The 16,886-nt window shown below is 55.6% G+C and carries 19 protein-coding genes and 1 pseudogene; 9 read left to right on the top strand and 11 right to left on the bottom strand.

What is annotated here, in order from left to right:
* The first annotated feature begins 29 nt into the window (after positions 1–29).
* Positions 30–629, top strand: a complete 600-nt coding sequence (gene yfbR, locus ABLU86_RS07345) for a 5'-deoxynucleotidase (RefSeq protein WP_032712094.1) — start codon at positions 30–32, stop codon at positions 627–629.
* A gap of 37 nt (positions 630–666) precedes the next feature.
* Here yfbR and ABLU86_RS07340 read toward each other — a convergent pair whose 3' ends face one another.
* The 4 genes from ABLU86_RS07340 to yfbV form a co-directional block, all read right to left on the bottom strand.
* Positions 667–2,499: an SLC13 family permease gene (locus ABLU86_RS07340; protein ID WP_348796144.1), complete on the bottom strand. Its 1,833-nt coding sequence runs from the start codon at positions 2,497–2,499 to the stop codon at positions 667–669.
* Positions 2,500–2,575: 76 nt separating this feature from the next.
* On the bottom strand, positions 2,576–3,235 hold the full coding sequence (locus ABLU86_RS07335) for a sugar phosphatase (protein ID WP_015706163.1): 660 nt from the start codon (positions 3,233–3,235) through the stop codon (positions 2,576–2,578).
* 11 nt (positions 3,236–3,246) lie between these two features.
* Positions 3,247–3,741 (bottom strand): YfbU family protein, encoded by a 495-nt coding sequence (locus ABLU86_RS07330; protein ID WP_015365579.1) that lies wholly within the window; start codon positions 3,739–3,741, stop codon positions 3,247–3,249.
* 85 nt (positions 3,742–3,826) lie between these two features.
* Entirely contained in the window at positions 3,827–4,282 is a 456-nt protein-coding gene (yfbV, locus tag ABLU86_RS07325) for a terminus macrodomain insulation protein YfbV (protein ID WP_015365578.1), read from the bottom strand.
* Between the two features lie 338 nt (positions 4,283–4,620).
* Between yfbV and ackA the strand changes: the two genes are divergently transcribed.
* A complete protein-coding gene (gene ackA / locus ABLU86_RS07320; protein WP_015365576.1) occupies positions 4,621–5,823 on the top strand; it encodes an acetate kinase in 1,203 nt (400 codons plus the stop codon).
* Positions 5,824–5,942: 119 nt separating this feature from the next.
* Positions 5,943–8,090, top strand: a complete 2,148-nt coding sequence (gene pta, locus ABLU86_RS07315; protein ID WP_026612251.1) for a phosphate acetyltransferase — start codon at positions 5,943–5,945, stop codon at positions 8,088–8,090.
* Between the two features lie 67 nt (positions 8,091–8,157).
* Here the strand turns inward: pta and yfcD are convergent, their stop codons facing one another.
* From yfcD to yfcF, 3 genes are read right to left on the bottom strand one after another with little or no spacing between them, the layout of a single operon-like run.
* Complete coding sequence (gene yfcD, locus ABLU86_RS07310) at positions 8,158–8,715, bottom strand: NUDIX hydrolase YfcD (RefSeq protein WP_042893862.1); 558 nt, start codon at positions 8,713–8,715, stop codon at positions 8,158–8,160.
* A gap of 56 nt (positions 8,716–8,771) precedes the next feature.
* Positions 8,772–9,323, bottom strand: coding sequence for a phosphodiesterase (gene yfcE / locus ABLU86_RS07305; protein WP_015365573.1), 552 nt, complete (start codon positions 9,321–9,323; stop codon positions 8,772–8,774).
* A gap of 57 nt (positions 9,324–9,380) precedes the next feature.
* Entirely contained in the window at positions 9,381–10,025 is a 645-nt protein-coding gene (gene yfcF, locus ABLU86_RS07300; protein WP_015365572.1) for a glutathione transferase, read from the bottom strand.
* Positions 10,026–10,187: 162 nt separating this feature from the next.
* Here yfcF and yfcG point away from each other — a divergent pair, with 162 nt between their 5' ends.
* The 6 genes and pseudogenes from yfcG (at position 10,188) to ABLU86_RS07270 (ending at position 13,759) form a co-directional block, all read left to right on the top strand.
* Positions 10,188–10,817: a GSH-dependent disulfide bond oxidoreductase gene (gene yfcG, locus ABLU86_RS07295; RefSeq protein WP_020078237.1), complete on the top strand. Its 630-nt coding sequence runs from the start codon at positions 10,188–10,190 to the stop codon at positions 10,815–10,817.
* A gap of 65 nt (positions 10,818–10,882) precedes the next feature.
* A complete protein-coding gene (gene folX, locus ABLU86_RS07290) occupies positions 10,883–11,245 on the top strand; it encodes a dihydroneopterin triphosphate 2'-epimerase (RefSeq protein WP_015365570.1) in 363 nt (120 codons plus the stop codon).
* Positions 11,246–11,266: 21 nt separating this feature from the next.
* On the top strand, positions 11,267–12,160 hold the full coding sequence (locus ABLU86_RS07285) for a TIGR01777 family oxidoreductase (RefSeq protein WP_032715039.1): 894 nt from the start codon (positions 11,267–11,269) through the stop codon (positions 12,158–12,160).
* Between the two features lie 213 nt (positions 12,161–12,373).
* A pseudogene (locus tag ABLU86_RS07280) lies at positions 12,374–12,622 on the top strand (DNA-binding protein); the annotation flags it as partial.
* 9 nt (positions 12,623–12,631) lie between these two features.
* Positions 12,632–13,186 carry a hypothetical protein gene (locus ABLU86_RS07275; RefSeq protein ID WP_015365568.1) on the top strand — a complete coding sequence of 185 codons (555 nt, stop codon included), beginning with the start codon at positions 12,632–12,634 and terminating at the stop codon, positions 13,184–13,186.
* Between the two features lie 75 nt (positions 13,187–13,261).
* Positions 13,262–13,759, top strand: coding sequence for a GNAT family N-acetyltransferase (locus ABLU86_RS07270; RefSeq protein WP_046883426.1), 498 nt, complete (start codon positions 13,262–13,264; stop codon positions 13,757–13,759).
* A 38-nt stretch (positions 13,760–13,797) separates the two neighbouring features.
* Here the strand turns inward: ABLU86_RS07270 and hisP are convergent, their stop codons facing one another.
* The 4 genes from hisP to hisJ all read right to left on the bottom strand — a co-directional run bounded on the left by hisP (position 13,798) and on the right by hisJ (position 16,827).
* The gene (gene hisP / locus ABLU86_RS07265; RefSeq protein ID WP_032708793.1) at positions 13,798–14,571 is read right to left on the bottom strand and encodes a histidine ABC transporter ATP-binding protein HisP; all 774 of its coding nucleotides are present in this window, start codon (positions 14,569–14,571) and stop codon (positions 13,798–13,800) included.
* A 7-nt stretch (positions 14,572–14,578) separates the two neighbouring features.
* Entirely contained in the window at positions 14,579–15,295 is a 717-nt protein-coding gene (locus ABLU86_RS07260; protein ID WP_015365565.1) for an ABC transporter permease, read from the bottom strand.
* The gene (locus tag ABLU86_RS07255; RefSeq protein WP_015365564.1) at positions 15,292–15,978 is read right to left on the bottom strand and encodes a histidine ABC transporter permease HisQ; all 687 of its coding nucleotides are present in this window, start codon (positions 15,976–15,978) and stop codon (positions 15,292–15,294) included. Before ABLU86_RS07255 ends, ABLU86_RS07260 begins: the two co-directional genes overlap by 4 nt.
* 66 nt (positions 15,979–16,044) lie before the next feature.
* On the bottom strand, positions 16,045–16,827 hold the full coding sequence (hisJ, locus tag ABLU86_RS07250; protein WP_015365563.1) for a histidine ABC transporter substrate-binding protein HisJ: 783 nt from the start codon (positions 16,825–16,827) through the stop codon (positions 16,045–16,047).
* Positions 16,828–16,886 lie beyond the last annotated feature (59 nt).

The following is a 16,886-nucleotide window of genomic DNA, read 5'->3' as shown; positions in this document are numbered from 1 at the left end:
CCTGATGTTGTCACCGCTTAAGGGTTCCTATGAGTCAGAGTCATTTCTTTGCCCACCTCTCCCGCCTGAAACTAATTAACCGCTGGCCTTTGATGCGCAACGTGCGTACCGAAAACGTCTCCGAGCACAGTTTGCAGGTGGCGATGGTCGCCCATGCGCTGGCGGCAATAAAGAACCGCAAGTTTGGCGGCCAGGTCAACGCCGAACGTATTGCCCTGCTGGCGATGTATCACGATGCCTCCGAGGTCCTCACCGGCGATCTGCCCACACCGGTGAAATACTTCAATTCGCAGATTGCCCAGGAATATAAGGCGATTGAGAAAATTGCTCAGCAAAAACTGGTCGATATGGTTCCCGATGAGCTGCGCGATATCTTTGAGCCCCTGATTGATGAGCACCATTACAGTGAAGAAGAGCAGTCGATTGTGAAGCAGGCCGACGCCCTGTGCGCCTATCTGAAATGTCTTGAAGAGCTTTCCGCCGGCAATAACGAATTCCTGCTGGCTAAAGGTCGGTTGGAAAAAACGCTGGAGTCGCGCCGTAGCCCGGAGATGGATTACTTTATGCAGGTATTTGTCCCGAGCTTCCAGCTGTCGCTCGATGAAATCAGCCAGGATTCACCGCTTTAATTTTCAGGCCGGGCATCCCCTGCCCGGCCTGAATGAATTAAACCGGAAAGAGTACCGGGATCAGCAGCACGCAGACCACCATCACCAGTACGGTGAAGGGCACACCGATTTTGACAAAATCACTAAACGAATATTTACCGGGTCCGAGCACCAGCGTGTTAACCGGTGAAGAGACCGGGGTCATGAAAGCCGCCGAAGCCGCCATCGCCACCACCATGGCAAAAGGATATGGCGAGACTCCCATCGATTTCGCCGCCGCCAGCGCAATCGGCGCCATCAGCACCGCCGTCGCGGTGTTAGAGATAAACAGACCAATCGCCGCGCACATCACAAACAGGCAACCCAGCATCAAATAGGGGCCTTTACTCCCGGCGACGTCCATTAACCCCTGCACCACCAAATCCACGCCGCCGGTTTTCTGCAATGCCAGGGCAAACGGCATCATCCCCACAATCAAAATGATGCTCGGCCAGTGAATCGCCTTATAGGCGCTCTCGGCGTTGATGCAGCGAAACTTGCCCATCAATAGGCAGGCGATGATGGCAGCGATAGGGTTAGGGATTTCATCGGTAAGCATCAGCGCTACCATCAACACCAGGCAGAATATGGCGTGCGGCGCCTGACTGTGCGCTGGCGAAGCATCGTTGACCTCTACCGGCATATTCAGCACCACAAAATCGCGGCCACGTTTCGCCAGCATGGCTATCTGCCGCCAGTTGCCGACCACCAGCATAATATCGCCTAACTGGAGAGGTTCATCGACTACCGCGCCGTCGAGCGCTTTACCATCGCGCTTCAAACCAACGATATTCAGACCAAAACGGGTACGAAAGGCCATCTCGCGCACCGTTTTACCGATAAGCTCTGAATCAGGGATTAACGAGACTTCAGCCATGCCGACGTCCAGCGCCTGATCGGCAAAGTATTCGCCGCGCAGCACCATCGGTTCGAGCATCTGCTCGCCACAAAACTGTCGCAAATCGACGTCGGAGGCTGACATATCGATCAGCAACACGTCACGGGCGCGAAACTCCGATACCCCGTTAACGTTGACAATCACCCGGCGAAAACGCCGCCAGCGTTCGACGCCGATAACGTTGGCGCAGTAGCGTTCACGCAGCTTTAAATCATCAAGCCGCTGGCCGATCATCGGCGAGCCCGGACGAATCGCCAGCCGGCGCGCCCTGCCGGTAAGGCGGTACTCTTTGATTAAATCACGAAAGGTGCTTTTCTTACGTACATCGCGAGCGGCGCTGTCATCTTCGCTCTTCAGCATAAAGCGCATCACCAGCATATAGACGATACCCAACACCAGCACCACCAGGCCAATCGGGGTCACGCTGAAGAAGCTGAATCCATGCAACCCTTCGCGCAGCAGTTCACTGTTGACCACCAGGTTCGGCGGCGTCGCCACCAGGGTCATCATGCCGCTAATCAGCCCGGCGAAACTCAGCGGCATCATCAGCCGCGATGGCGAGGTATTCATACGCAGCGAAACGCTGAGCACCACCGGAATAAATATCGCCACGACACCGGTTGAGCTCATAAACGCGCCCAGCCCGGCAACGGTGAGCATCAGGTAGACCAGCATTTTGGTTTCGCTATTACCGGCAACCTTGACCAGCCAGGAGCCCATTTTAGTCGCCACGCCAGTGCGCACCAGGCCATCGCCAATGATAAATAACGCAGCAATGAGAATGACGTTCGGATCGCTAAAGCCGGAGAAGGCCTCGCTGAGGGTTAACGTACCGCTAAGCACAAACGCCACAATGATCATCAGCGCGATGGCATCCATGCGCACCTTGCCGGTTGCAAACAAGACAACCGCGATGGCCAGTAGCGATAACACCCAAATCAATTCACCGTTCACAACTTATCCTTGTCTGAAGAGGGAGCCGAAATTGTGGCACAAAAAAGCCCCGGCGACGCGGGGCTAAGTCATGAGATTATGCTTTAAGATTCACCTGAACATTGCCGTCCGCCTGCCGTTCAATGCGCAAACTTTCGAGAGTCGTCAGCACCAGATCGGCTTCATCAAGACGCGGCGCATCCGCCGGAACGTTGACGGCGATGGTGCGGCATCCGGCAGCCAGCCCGGAAAGCAGCCCCGCCGGCGCATCTTCAACCACCGCGCACTGTTGCGCCGGTATCCCCAGCAGTTCAGCGCCGAGCAGATAAGCATCCGGCGCCGGTTTCCCCTTCTTCACCTGTTCGGCGGTAACAAACACTTTCGGCATCGGCAGACCTGCCGCGCGGTGGCGGGCGTGAGCGACCGGAATCGACCCCGAGGTCACAATAGCCCAGGGGATACCGGCTTCATTGAGCGTATTCAGCAAGTTTAACGCGCCCGGCAGTGCGACAATGCCGTCGATATCGGTGGCTTCAATCTGCTCAAGGAAGCGGAACTCGGCCTGAATATCCTCTTCGCTGCGCCCCGGCATAAAATGGCGAATCGAAGTGATGGCCTGTTTACCGTGAATGAAACCGAGAATTTCATCATGCGGAATGCCGAAACGATCGCCCCATTTACACCATGAACGCTCGACAACCGGTAAAGAATCCACCAGCGTCCCGTCGAGATCGAACAGGAAACCTTTACACTGCACGGGCACCTCCATCAGGCATTAATAATTTGGTTAATTTCGTTACTACTCAAATGATACTGGCGCGGACAGGAGTGCCAGGCGGCCAGCATACGCTGGTATTTTTCCCACATCGGCGTCTGCGAGTTAAAGCCGTGAGTTCCTGCGTCGAAGTGGCTATAGCGCCCTTCTACATTGACCATAAAGCGCACATAGCCGAGATAACGGGCCTCGGTGGCGACATCAAAGCCAAGGAAAGTGACCCGGCGTTCATCAATACCGGACGCATCTTTGAGGTTGGTCCACGAGACGTGCAGCGCGTGGTACATCTCCATGATATCGATAATCGTCCGGCAGGTTTCTTCCGTCAGTTGGCCAAATTCGCGGTCCAGCTCGCGCATTTGCAGCCCATATCCACGCTCGATGATGGTCTGTAGACGGCGGTAACGTTCAGCGTTGTCCGGGTCGAGCATAGTCATCATCTTGTACTGATTGGACAAAATCAGACGCTGCGCATTGGTCATTTCCATTTTTGACTCCTGTAGCACTTACGGCGTGAAATAAAGAAGGCGCATAAATCATGCGCCTTCTTTTATATGCGTTTTCCGTATGGAATTACAAATCATCAAGGAAAGTTTTATCCAGTTGTTTGAAGGCGCGCTTAAGCGTGTCAGCCAGCGCCTGGTAATCCGGCTTGCCGTCAACCGGCGCTAACGCCTGACCGGCCTCTTGTAATTTGCCGCGCACTTCATAAAACCAGTTCAGTATTGATGGCGGTAATGGCGTGACGGAACGCTTGCCCAACCACCACAGCCCCTGCATCGGCAGGCTTAAGGCAAATAGCGCGGTGGCGACGGCCGGGCCGAGCTGGCCGCCGAGCGCTATCTGCCAGCACAGGGTGAAGACCGCAACCGGCGGCATGATGCGAATCGCGTAGCGGGTGGCGCGAATAATGCGGTTTTCGATAAACACCGGCGCCAGCCGCTTATCGAGGGGCCAGGTCTTCGCATAGTGCTGCCCGCGACGAAACAAGCTAAAAAAGCTAACGGGGCGATTCTCAGGGGTCGACATGGCTATACCTCAACTTTACATATAAAACTTAAAATTTTCGTGCAAAACACCAACTGTGCATGACAACGTTCAAAAGATTTTGGCAATGGGTGCGGCAATCAGGTATCCTGTGCCCACCTGAGAGGGCGGTTAGACCCTTTTACCAGGTTAGTCAAATTATCGCATATTCTGCTGCTGGCGGAAAATTATGCAAAATGACATAAAATCATATGTACTTCCCTCATCGTGCCAGAAAACAGAACAAGGCATGATGTTAATCATAAATGTCGATGTCATCCTGCGCTACGCTTTGTGACACACTGATGTTTTTTTAGCCACGTATCATAAAAGGTACTTCCATGTCGAGTAAGTTAGTACTGGTTCTGAACTGCGGTAGCTCTTCCCTGAAATTTGCTATCCTGGATGCCGTTAACGGTGACGAATATCTCTCCGGTTTAGCCGAATGTTTCCATCTTCCTGAAGCCCGTATCAAATGGAAAATGGACGGCGGCAAACACGAAGCTGAGTTAGGCGCAGGCGCCGCTCACAGTGAAGCGCTGAACTTTATCGTTAACACTATTCTGGCACAAAAACCAGAACTGTCAGCACAGCTGACCGCAATTGGCCATCGTATCGTTCACGGCGGTGAAAAATACACCAGTTCCGTTGTCATCGACGATTCCGTTATTCAGGGCATCAAAGACTCCGCTTCCTTCGCACCGCTGCACAACCCGGCGCACCTGATCGGTATCGCTGAAGCGCTGAAATCCTTCCCGCACCTGAAAGACAAGAACGTTGCCGTGTTCGACACCGCGTTCCATCAGACCATGCCGGAAGAGTCCTACCTGTATGCCCTGCCGTACAGCCTGTACAAAGAGCACGGCGTACGTCGTTACGGCGCGCACGGCACCAGCCACTACTATGTGACTCAGGAAGCCGCTAAGGTTCTGAACAAGCCGGTTGAAGAACTGAACATCATCACCTGCCACCTCGGCAACGGCGGTTCCGTTTCCGCTATCCGTAACGGTAAATGCGTTGATACCTCCATGGGTCTGACCCCGCTGGAAGGTCTGGTGATGGGTACTCGCTCTGGCGATATCGACCCGGCAATCATTTTCCACCTGCACGACGCGCTGGGTATGAGCGTAGATGCTATCAACAAAATGCTGACCAAAGAGTCCGGCCTGCTGGGTCTGACCGAAGTCACCAGCGACTGCCGCTACGTTGAAGACAACTACGCGGATAAAGCTGACGCTAAACGCGCAATGGACGTTTACTGCCACCGTCTGGCGAAATACATCGGTTCTTACACCGCGCTGATGGATGGCCGTCTGGACGCCGTTGTCTTCACCGGTGGTATCGGTGAAAACGCCGCGATGGTTCGTGAACTGTCCCTGGGTAAACTGGGCGTTCTGGGCTTCGAAGTTGATCACGAGCGTAACCTGGCTGCCCGTTTCGGCAAGTCTGGCTTCATCAACAAAGAAGGCACCCGCCCTGCCGTGGTTATCCCGACCAACGAAGAGCTGGTGATCGCTCAAGACGCACACCGTCTGACCGCTTAATTCCACACCGCCAGCGATAATCCTGACTGCTTCGAGTTGCCACTTGAAGTATGAACGGTAAGCTGGCGGTGCTGTTTTGTATCCCGCCTAAAACTGGCGGTAACGAAAGAGGATATATCGTGTCCCGTACTATCATGCTGATCCCTACCGGAACCAGCGTAGGCCTGACTAGCGTCAGCCTCGGTGTTATCCGCGCTATGGAACGCAAAGGCGTTCGCCTGAGCGTCTTTAAACCTATCGCCCAGCCGCGTTCCGGTGGCGATACTCCAGACCAGACTACCACCATCGTTCGCGCCAGCTCTTCAACGACGACTGCCGCTGAACCGATGAACATGAGCCACGTTGAGTCGCTGCTGTCCAGCAACCAGAAAGACGTGCTGATGGAAGAGATCATCGCCAACTACCATGCCAACACTCAGGATGCTGAAGTGGTGCTGGTTGAAGGCCTGGTCCCGACTCGTAAACACCAGTTCGCTCAGTCTCTGAACTACGAAATCGCAAAAACGCTTAACGCGGAAATCGTCTTCGTGATGTCTCAGGGCACCGATACCCCGGAACAGCTGAACGAGCGTATCGAACTGACTCGCAACAGCTTTGGCGGCGCGAAAAACACCAGCATCACTGGCGTTATCGTTAACAAACTGAATGCTCCGGTTGATGAACAAGGCCGTACACGCCCTGACCTGTCCGAAATCTTTGACGACTCGTCTAAAGCGAAAGTCGTGAAGATCGACCCGGCTCAACTGCAGAATGGCAGCCCGCTGCCGGTGCTGGGCGCGGTGCCATGGAGCTTCGACCTGATCGCCACGCGCGCTATCGACATGGCGCATCACCTGAATGCGACCGTGATCAACGAAGGCGACATCAATACTCGCCGCGTGAAGTCTGTAACCTTCTGCGCGCGCAGCATTCCGCACATGCTGGAACACTTCCGTCCGGGTTCTCTGCTGGTGACTTCCGCAGACCGTCCAGACGTACTGGTCGCTGCCTGCCTGGCGGCGATGAACGGCGTAGAAATCGGCGCTATCCTGCTGACCGGCGGCTATGAAATGGACGCGCGCATCAGCAAGCTGTGCGAACGTGCTTTCGCCACCGGCCTGCCGGTATTCATGGTTAACACCAACACCTGGCAGACCTCTCTGAGCCTGCAGAGCTTCAACCTGGAAGTACCGGTTGACGATCACGAGCGCATCGAGAAAGTACAGGAATACGTTGCCAACTATATCAACGCCGACTGGATCGAATCGCTGACCGCGACATCCGAGCGCAGCCGTCGTCTGTCTCCGCCAGCCTTCCGCTACCAGCTGACCGAGCTGGCGCGTAAAGCGGGCAAACGCGTCGTTCTGCCGGAAGGCGACGAACCGCGTACCGTTAAAGCGGCGGCCATCTGTGCCGAGCGCGGTATTGCAACCTGCGTGCTGCTGGGCAACCCGGATGAGATCAACCGCGTTGCGGCCTCTCAGGGCGTAGAGCTGGGCGCTGGTATTGAAATCGTCGATCCGGAAGTGGTTCGCGAAAGCTACGTGGCGCGTCTGGTCGAACTGCGTAAGAACAAAGGTATGACCGAAGCGGTTGCGCGCGAACAGCTGGAAGATAACGTGGTTCTCGGCACCCTGATGCTGGAACAAGACGAAGTCGACGGCCTGGTATCCGGCGCGGTTCACACCACCGCCAATACCATCCGTCCGCCGCTGCAGCTTATCAAAACGGCGCCGGGCAGCTCGCTGGTCTCTTCCGTATTCTTCATGCTGCTGCCGGAACAGGTTTACGTTTACGGCGACTGCGCGATCAACCCGGATCCGACGGCAGAACAGCTGGCGGAAATCGCGATTCAGTCCGCTGATTCCGCGATTGCCTTCGGTATCGAACCGCGCGTGGCTATGCTCTCCTACTCTACCGGCACCTCCGGCGCAGGTAGCGATGTAGAAAAAGTACGCGAAGCAACTCGTCTGGCGCAGGAAAAACGTCCTGACCTGATGATCGACGGTCCGCTGCAGTATGATGCCGCGGTAATGGCCGATGTTGCGAAGTCCAAAGCGCCAAACTCTCCGGTAGCTGGCCGCGCGACCGTGTTCATCTTCCCGGATCTGAACACCGGTAACACCACTTACAAAGCCGTACAGCGTTCCGCTGACCTGATCTCCATCGGGCCGATGCTGCAGGGTATGCGTAAGCCGGTAAACGACCTGTCCCGCGGCGCGCTGGTAGACGATATCGTCTACACCATCGCACTGACGGCGATTCAGTCTTCTCAGCAGCAGAAATAATCTCCCGCTGAGACAAGAAAGGCAGCCAAATGGCTGCCTTTTTTATGGCTCTAACGCGTAAAGAAAATTACGCTTCCTCTTCTTCCGGCTCGTCGCGATCGTGGCCGGTATTGCCCGCGTTACGGGTCATCCACAGCGCCAGCGCTTTCAGTGAATCGGCGGTGAACTCATCGCAGCGCGCGGTGATCTCTTCCGGCGTCAACCAGCATACCTCGCTGACCTCTTCTTCCTGCAGGGCGAACGGGCCATGAGAAACACAGCTAAACAGGCTTCCCCAGACGCGGCAGTGTTTATCTTCGTAGTAGAATTGGCCGTGATCGGCAAAAGGCACGCCCGCAATCCCCAGCTCTTCTTCCGCTTCGCGGCGCGCGGAGTCCAGCAGCTGTTCATCCGCCTGCACCACGCCGCCGGCGGTCGCATCCAGCATGCCCGGCATGAAATCTTTGCTCTCGGTACGGCGCTGTACCAGAATCTTGCCCATCCCATCATGAACCACAATATAGGTCGCGCGGTGGCGCAGACACTGCGCGCGCATTTGCTCGCGGCTGGACTGTGCTATCACCTCATTGTTTTCATTAACAATATCGACCCATTCTGTGCTTGCCAAATGCTTCTGTTCCGCCATCAGGAAACCTTACTTTTAAGCGCTCTCGCGGCGCGTCTTTACGATTGAGGGGTAAATTACGGGTAAATCGCGGCCTCTGCAATAACCTGATTATCATTGAGTGCGAAAACCTGCAGCCGATCATCTTCCAGCATGCCATAGCTGGCGGCAAAGCCGCCTTTCGGGATGCTCACAGAGCCAGGATTGAAGAGGAATACATCGCCGCGTTTCTCGGCAACCGGAATATGAGTATGACCATAAGCCAGTACATCGCCAGCAGCGAGCGGCGGCAAATTATCCGGACTATAGAGATGACCGTGGGTCAAAAACAGGCGGTAGCGTTCGCTAAGCACCTGCTGCCAGGGGGCAGTAATGGGGAAATGCAGCAGCATTTGATCGACTTCGCTATCACAGTTACCGCGGACGGCGATAATCCGCTGCGCAACGCTGTTCAGCCGCTCGGCGACCTGCGCCGGCGCATACCCTTCCGGCAGCGCGTTGCGCGGCCCGTGATTGAGCACATCGCCGAGGATAACCAGCCACTGCGCCCCGCTCTGCGCGAAGCGTTCCAGAACGCGTTCGGTCGCAGGCAGCGAGCCGTGAATATCGGATGCGAACATCAGTTTCATATCAACCCCTTACCAGACAATACGGTCTGTCTATGATAACGGAACTACCTGCGCTTATCAGCCGCTACGTTTAGCCGACAGTGCGGCATAACGCTGAACAGATGCCCGTTGCCACTGGAAGGTCGCATAGTCCGCCAGCGCTTCCGGCACCTCATCGCCGTTCAGCACCAGACGGTTTAGCATCAGCGCAAGATCGGCATCGGCGATACACCATTCGCCAAACAGATTCTGTCCGCCATGCGCCAAAAGCGCGCCGGCGGTAGCGAAGAGTTTAGCCGCGCTGGTTTGCCCCGCAGCGCTAAGCGCAGGCTTCTTCGCGCCGCCAAACACCACGTCGGTAGAACGTTCTTCGCGGATGGGCATCAGATCGCTTCGCAGCCAGGCCTGCACCTGCCGCGCCCGCGCGCGTTTTTGCAGGTCGTGCGGATACAAGCGCTCCCATTCCGGCGGCGCAAAGCGCTCGTCAAGGTATTCGGTGATGGCCGAGGATTCGCTCAGCGAAAAATTATCCACTTCCAGCAGCGGCACGCGCCGTGTCGCGGAGTAGCCCTTCCAGCCCGGCTGCAGATGCTCGCCGCTGTCGAGATTGACGGTTTTAAGGGTGAACGGCAGGCTTTTTTCCTGCAGCGCCACGTACACGGACATCACATAGGGGGAGAAAAAATCGGCATCGGACCACAGAGTAATAACAGGCTGATTCATGACATCCTCAATGAAGCCAGGGGGTGATAAATCAACATAGCTGGTCTGCTATAAGATGTCACTGACAGCCACATGAGGATTTCGCAATTTTAATCTTTGCCCCGCGATGGCGCAGGTCGCCTATACTCGAAACGTTTGCGACCTTCGATGGCGGGAGACCTCATGATCGATCTTTACTACGCACCTACCCCCAACGGCCACAAAATCACTCTTTTTCTCGAAGAGGCGCAGCTGGCCTATCGCCTGATACGCGTCGATATCGGCAAAGGTGAACAGTTTCGCCCGCAGTTTCTGGCTATCTCGCCAAATAATAAGATCCCGGCGATCGTTGACCACGTTCCGGTCGACGGCGGCGCGCCGTTAAGCCTGTTTGAGTCAGGAGAAATCCTGCTCTATCTGGCGGAGAAATCGGGAAAATTACTAAGCGGCGAGCTGCGCGAGCGGCATACTACCCTGCAATGGCTATTCTGGCAGGTCGGCGGTCTGGGGCCAATGCTTGGGCAAAACCACCACTTTAACCATCACGCGCCTCAGGCTGTCCCTTACGCCATTGAACGCTATCAGGTCGAAAGCCAGCGCCTGTATGGCGTAATGAACCGGCGTCTTGAAACCAGTCCATGGTTGGGCGGCGAGCACTACAGTATCGCCGATATCGCCTGCTGGCCATGGATTAATGCCCACTCGCGCCAACGCATCGATCTTAGCCAGTTCCCGGCGGTGCATAACTGGTTTGAACGCATCCGCCAGCGCCCGGCAACGCAACAAGCGCTACTCAAAACGCAACAGTATTAATCCCCTGCTCGCAGGGCGTGCTTTCATGTATGATTGCGGAAATTACTACACGGAGGAAGCCTGCAATGTCTCAGCCAGACGCCATTATTCGTATTAAGAACCTGCGCCTGCGTACTTTTATTGGAATCAAAGAGGAAGAGATCGCCAACCGTCAGGACGTATTGGTTAATGTGGTGATTCACTATCCGGCCGATAAGGCTCGCGACAGCGAAGACATCAATGATGCCCTGAACTATCGCACCATTACTAAGCGCATCATCAGCCATATCGAGAATAACCGCTTCTCGCTGCTGGAAAAATTAACCCAGGATGTGCTCAATATCGCATGCGAACATCACTGGGTCACTTATGCTGAAGTAGAGATCGATAAACTTCACGCGCTGCGCTATGCCGACTCAGTATCAATGACCATGAGCTGGCGGCGCTAAAACGTTTGTAAGGGAGGCGGTATGAAAATCCTGCTCACTGGCGGTACCGGGCTCATTGGTCGGCATCTTATTACCAGGCTGCTGGAACCTGGGCACCAGCTCACGGTTTCCACCCGCAACCCTGAACGCGCGAAAGCCCGTCTCGATCCCCGCGTCACGCTGTGGCGCGGTTTCGAAGGGCAAAACAACCTCGATGGCTTTGACGCCGTCATTAACCTTGCCGGCGAACCGATCGCCGATAAGCGCTGGACGGCAGAGCAAAAAGAGCGCCTGTGCCACAGCCGCTGGGACATCACCCGGCAACTGGTCGCGTTATTTAAAGCCAGCGAAACACCACCCTCCGTGTTGATTAGCGGTTCCGCTACCGGCTATTACGGCGATCTCGGTGAAGTCGTGGTGACCGAGGAAGAGCCGCCGCACAACGAATTTACCCATAAACTTTGCGCCCGCTGGGAGCAAATCGCCTGTGAGGCGCAAAGCGATCGCACGCGCGTGTGCCTGTTGCGCACCGGCGTCGTATTAGCGCCGCGCGGCGGGATCCTGGCCAAAATGACGCCAGCGTTTAAGCTCGGCCTGGGCGGCCCTATCGGCGACGGTCGTCAGTATCTGGCGTGGATCCATATCGATGATATGGTGAACGGGATCTTGTGGCTGCTGGATAACGATCTGCGCGGCCCGTTCAATATGGTCTCACCCTATCCCGTACGTAACGAACAGTTTGCCCACGCGCTCGGCCACGCGCTCAATCGCCCGGCGATTTTCCGCGTTCCCGCCGCCGCCATTCGCCTGCTGATGGGAGAATCTTCAGTACTGGTGCTCGGCGGCCAGCGCGCGCTGCCTAAACGCCTGGAAGCCGCCGGCTTTAGCTTTCGCTGGTACGATCTGGAAGAGGCTCTGAAGGATGTGTTGAGCTAAGTCGATAAACGGGGAGCAATGGCTCCCCGTTCTCTTCCCTTGGGCGGAAGCCGCCTCGCAAATCGTTAATTCCTCGCTCTCCTTGCTACGCTTCTTGTGAAGCGCATTCCAACCGCAAAATTATTCTCCTGCCATAACGTCCTGACGAGGAATATACCCTCAAAAATCGTTGACAACCGTCAACACTCTTTTTATTCTGAGCAGGATTTGACGATGAAGGAACATCCGGACAAACATATCAGGAAGGCGATTGCCACGGCGCTGGCGCGGGGGTGGATATTGCTGCCTGCAGGTAAAAGCGCTCATTGCTTTGGCCGCCTCGTCTGCGGCGTGACTGAACACAGGGAACATATGATGAGCATTTGGTCGACGCCCGCCGTCCCTGAAAACCACGCCCGGCAAATAATCAGAATGGTCGAACGGTGTCCCATCCCGGCTACCGCGCGCATCATGCATAAGGAACGCAAAACGATGCCGATATTTAATTTTACGCTGACGCTGTCCGGCGTCACCAGTCAAACGCCAGGACTGGAAGATGCGCTCTTTGCCGCAGGCTGTAGCGACGCGCTGGTCTGCTTTTACGGTACTGCGGTCTACCTCGAGTTCGATCGCGAGGGCCAATCGCTGGAGCAGGCGGCTCTGTCCGCCATCCGCGATGTAGAAACCGCCGCCCTGCCAGATATCCGCGTGGAGTCCATCGATTCGACACTGGTCGGGCTGAGCGATATCGCCGAACTTATCGGCGTCTCCCGCCAGGCGATCGCGCTATTAAAAGAGGGCGCTCGCGGCAGCGGGCGGTTTCCCGGCCCCGTACAGCGCGTGAAGGGCAATTCCCCTCTCTGGCGCTGGAAATCCGTCGTTGAATGGTTAGTCGCGGAAAAGCGCATCGCCGCCGATTCGCCGATGGTGGCTAACGCCCTACTGCTTGATAGCCTCAACCTGGCGCTACAGCTTCGCCGTTCACCGGAAAATCACCGCGTGCAGCGCTACCTGCAAAGTCTGAGCGCCACGTCACCCACGGGCTGATTCGCGAGGGCGAGCATGTTACCCGGCACAGCATGGTGGTAAAGTAGGCTTTCGTTTTAGCTGATTAATTGCTTTATGACTACGATAACCACGCCCCGCCTGTTGCTTTCCCGCTTCACTCCGGCCGATTGGCCCTTTTTTCTGCGTCTGCGTCAGGACCCTGACGTCATGCGTTACATGGGTGAGGTGTTAAGCGAAACGGCGCTACGCAGCGTGTTTGAATGCCGCTGCGAAGATCCCGGCGTCTTTGTATTGCGCGATTCTGCCGGCACGCCGCTGGGGGATATTGGTCTGCGCATCAGCGCGAAAAACCCGCACGAGGCCGACGTCGGCTACGCGCTACTGCCGCAAGCGCAGGGTCAGGGCTACGCCAGCGAAGCGCTGCGCGCGATTTGTGATTACGGCTTTACCACCCTTGGCATCCACGCCATTAATGCCTGGGTGCTGGGAGATAACCAGGGGTCGTCGCGGCTGCTGGAAAAGCACGGTTTTGTACGCATTCAGGTGCTGGAAAATGCTTACCACCTCAACGGCGTGGATTACGATGATTGGATCTACCGGCTGGAGCGTTAAGTCATTCCCGGCGAGCGAACCCGCCGGGATAGAGGCGATTACTTCAGTGAACCTTTAAGGAACTGCTGCAGGCGCTGGCTTTTCGGGTTGCCGAATAGCTCGTCGGGATGTCCCTCTTCTTCGATTCTTCCCTGATGGAGGAAAATCACGTGTGAAGAGACGTGGCGGGCAAAACCCATTTCGTGGGTGACGACCACCATGGTTTTCCCCTCTTCCGCCAGTTTTTGCATAATACGCAACACTTCGCCCACCAGCTCCGGATCCAGTGCCGATGTCGGCTCATCAAACAGCAGCACATCCGGCTCCATCGCCAGCGCCCGCGCGATGGATACGCGCTGCTGCTGACCGCCGGAAAGATGTACCGGATATTTGATCTGCTGGCGTTCATCGATACCGACTTTCGCCAGATACTTCACCGCCCGATCGCGCGCTTCCTGTTTGTTGAGGCCGAGCACCTGAATCGGCGCCTCCATAACGTTTTCCAGTACCGTCATGTGGCTCCACAGGTTGAAGTGCTGGAACACCATCGTCAGGCGCGTGCGCAGCAGGCGCAGCTGGTTTTTATCCGCTACCTTCAACTGGCCGTCTTTATCGCGCACCAGGCCAATATTCTGCCCATTGACGATAATCGTTCCTTCGCTTGGCTTCTCCAGAAAGTTGATGCAGCGCAGGAAGGTACTTTTACCGGAACCCGATGAGCCGATAATACTAATCACGTCTCCGGCCTTCGCTTTCAGCGAGACGCCTTTCAGCACCTCGTGCTCGCCGTAACGTTTATGCAGATCGATAACGCTTAATTTATTGTCGGTCATGGCTTTCTCAGTGCGTCGAAGAGGGTTTGATATGCTGCAACCAGCGCTTTTCCGCCTTGCGGAACAAGCTAATCAGCACATACGAAATAATTAAGTACAGTACCGCGGCAATGCCGAAAGCGGTAAACGGCTGATAGGTCGCCGAGTTAATATCACGCGCAATTTTCAGCAAATCCGGCACCGTGGCGGTAAACGCCAGCGCCGTCGAGTGCAGCATCAGAATGACTTCGTTGCTGTACGCCGGTAGCGCAATACGCAGTGCCGACGGCAAAATAATGCAGCGGTATAGCTTAACTGACGAAAAGCCGTAAGCCCGCGCAGCCTCAATCTCGCCCGGCGCCACCGAACGAATCGCCCCCGCAAAAATCTCGGTGGTGTAGGCGCAGGTATTTAAGGTCAATGCCAACACCGTACAGTTCAGGCCGCTGCGGAAAAACGCATTCAACAGATCGCTGCCTTTGACGATTTCCAGCGTATACATCCCGGAGTAAAACACCAGCAGCTGCACGTACAGCGGCGTACCGCGGAAAATATAGGTAAACAGCCAGATCGGAAACTGAATGTATTTATTGCTCGATACCCGCCCGATGGCGAGAAACACCGCAAGGATACCGCCCATCACCACTGAAGCAATCAACAGCCACAGGGTGATCGCCACGCCGGTAAAACGGTAACCGTCGGTCCACAGCAGGGATTTCCAGTACTCCTGAATAATTTCAATCACAGGTCAGCCCTCTTCACACCCACGGAGTAGCGGCGTTCAAGCAGCAGCAGCACACCATTGGAAATCGTGGTAAACACCAGATAGATCGCCCCGCAGACGATAGCGAAATAGAACGGCTGCCAGGTGCTTTTGCCCGCCAGCTGCGTTGCCTTCACCACGTCTTCCAGACCGAGCAGCGACACCAGCGCGGTGGCTTTGAGAATCACCTGCCAGTTGTTGCCGATACCGGGCAGCGCATAGCGCATCATCGCCGGAAACAGGATACGGCGGAACGTCTGCCAACCGCTGAAGCCAAATGCCGTCGCCGCTTCAATATGGCCTTTCGGCACCGCCAGAAACGCGCCGCGGAAGGTTTCAGTGAAGTACGCGCCATAGATAAAGCCGAGGGTGATAATACCGGCGATCATCGGATCAATATCAAATTGCGCCATGCCTAATGCATCGGTGATGCTGTTAAGGGCGATCTGTAGCCCATAGAAAATCAGCAGCATCAGCACCAGATCCGGCACCCCGCGGATCAGCGTGGTATAGCCTTCAAACACCAGCGCCATAGGCCGGTTAGCGGATAATTTCGCCCCCGCGCCCACCAGCCCAATAAGGACCGCGAGCACTACCGAGCTAAGCGCCAGCTCAAGGGTGACCAGCGCGCCCTGAAAAATAACCTGTGAGAACCCGTACAGCATGCTGTCTGCCCTGTCTGTCATCGATCGCCGCACGTGAAAACGCGTGCGGCGAGGTACTAACGATGATTAGTCGCCGTACACGTTAAAGTCGAAATATTTCTTCGCCAGCTTGTCGTAAGTGCCGTCTTTACGCATCTCGGCGAAAGCTTTATTTAGCGCTTCACGCAGCTCGGTGTCGTCTTTACGCAGGCCCATGCCGGTACCGACGCCAAACAACTTCTCATCCTTAATGGACGGGCCACCAAACTGATAATCTTTGCCAATCGGCTGTTTGAGGAAACCTTCGCTGGCGGCGACCTCATCCTGGAACGCGGCGTCAATACGGCCCGCGGTCAGGTCGGAATAGATATTGTCCTGGCCCTGATAGGAGACAATTTCAATGCCTTTCGGCGCCCAGTGCTCGTTGCCGTAGGTTTCCTGAGTGGTGCCCTGCAAAACGCCAATGCGCTTGCCTTTCAGCTTGCTCAGGTCTGGCGTAATATCGCTGCCCTTTTTCACCACCAGACGGGAGTCAGCGGCATAAAGTTTGTCGGTGAAGGCAATCTCCTGCTGGCGCTTTTCGGTAATCGACAGCGAGGACATAATCGCATCGATTTTCTTCGCTTTTAACGAGGGGATCAGCGCATCCAGCGGGTTTTCAACGAAGGTACATTGGGTATTAATACGCTTACACAGCTCTTTCGCCAGATCGATGTCAAAACCGATCAATTGCCCCTGCGCATTCTTCGATTCGAACGGCGCATAAGTAGGATCGGTACCGATACGGATTTTCTGTGGAATAGCTGCGAATACCGTGGAAACGCTGGAAAGGGCCAGCGCCAAAGAAAGAGACAACGCCAGTTTTTTCATAATTATCCTCAACAGACTGTCATTCTAACGGGTTTATTAGAAGCACTTACGCCAGTTAT

It is taken from the genome of Klebsiella sp. JN_Kp121 (assembly GCF_040062145.1).
Taxonomy (GTDB): domain Bacteria; phylum Pseudomonadota; class Gammaproteobacteria; order Enterobacterales; family Enterobacteriaceae; genus Klebsiella; species Klebsiella aerogenes.
This window is presented reverse-complemented; position numbering and strand designations above follow the sequence as displayed.

Bases quoted from the DNA above. Each gene is read 5' to 3' on its own strand.
- yfbR (WP_032712094.1), top strand. From the start codon at position 30: ATGAGTCAGAGTCATTTCTTTGCCCACCTCTCCCGCCTGAAACTAATT.
- ABLU86_RS07330 (WP_015365579.1), bottom strand. From the start codon at position 3,741: ATGGAAATGACCAATGCGCAGCGTCTGATTTTGTCCAATCAGTACAAG.
- yfbV (WP_015365578.1), bottom strand. From the start codon at position 4,282: ATGTCGACCCCTGAGAATCGCCCCGTTAGCTTTTTTAGCTTGTTTCGT.
- ackA (WP_015365576.1), top strand. From the start codon at position 4,621: ATGTCGAGTAAGTTAGTACTGGTTCTGAACTGCGGTAGCTCTTCCCTG.
- yfcD (WP_042893862.1), bottom strand. From the start codon at position 8,715: ATGGCGGAACAGAAGCATTTGGCAAGCACAGAATGGGTCGATATTGTT.
- yfcE (WP_015365573.1), bottom strand. From the start codon at position 9,323: ATGAAACTGATGTTCGCATCCGATATTCACGGCTCGCTGCCTGCGACC.
- yfcF (WP_015365572.1), bottom strand. From the start codon at position 10,025: ATGAATCAGCCTGTTATTACTCTGTGGTCCGATGCCGATTTTTTCTCC.
- yfcG (WP_020078237.1), top strand. From the start codon at position 10,188: ATGATCGATCTTTACTACGCACCTACCCCCAACGGCCACAAAATCACT.
- folX (WP_015365570.1), top strand. From the start codon at position 10,883: ATGTCTCAGCCAGACGCCATTATTCGTATTAAGAACCTGCGCCTGCGT.
- ABLU86_RS07285 (WP_032715039.1), top strand. From the start codon at position 11,267: ATGAAAATCCTGCTCACTGGCGGTACCGGGCTCATTGGTCGGCATCTT.
- ABLU86_RS07275 (WP_015365568.1), top strand. From the start codon at position 12,632: ATGCCGATATTTAATTTTACGCTGACGCTGTCCGGCGTCACCAGTCAA.
- ABLU86_RS07270 (WP_046883426.1), top strand. From the start codon at position 13,262: ATGACTACGATAACCACGCCCCGCCTGTTGCTTTCCCGCTTCACTCCG.
- hisP (WP_032708793.1), bottom strand. From the start codon at position 14,571: ATGACCGACAATAAATTAAGCGTTATCGATCTGCATAAACGTTACGGC.
- ABLU86_RS07255 (WP_015365564.1), bottom strand. From the start codon at position 15,978: ATGCTGTACGGGTTCTCACAGGTTATTTTTCAGGGCGCGCTGGTCACC.
- hisJ (WP_015365563.1), bottom strand. From the start codon at position 16,827: ATGAAAAAACTGGCGTTGTCTCTTTCTTTGGCGCTGGCCCTTTCCAGC.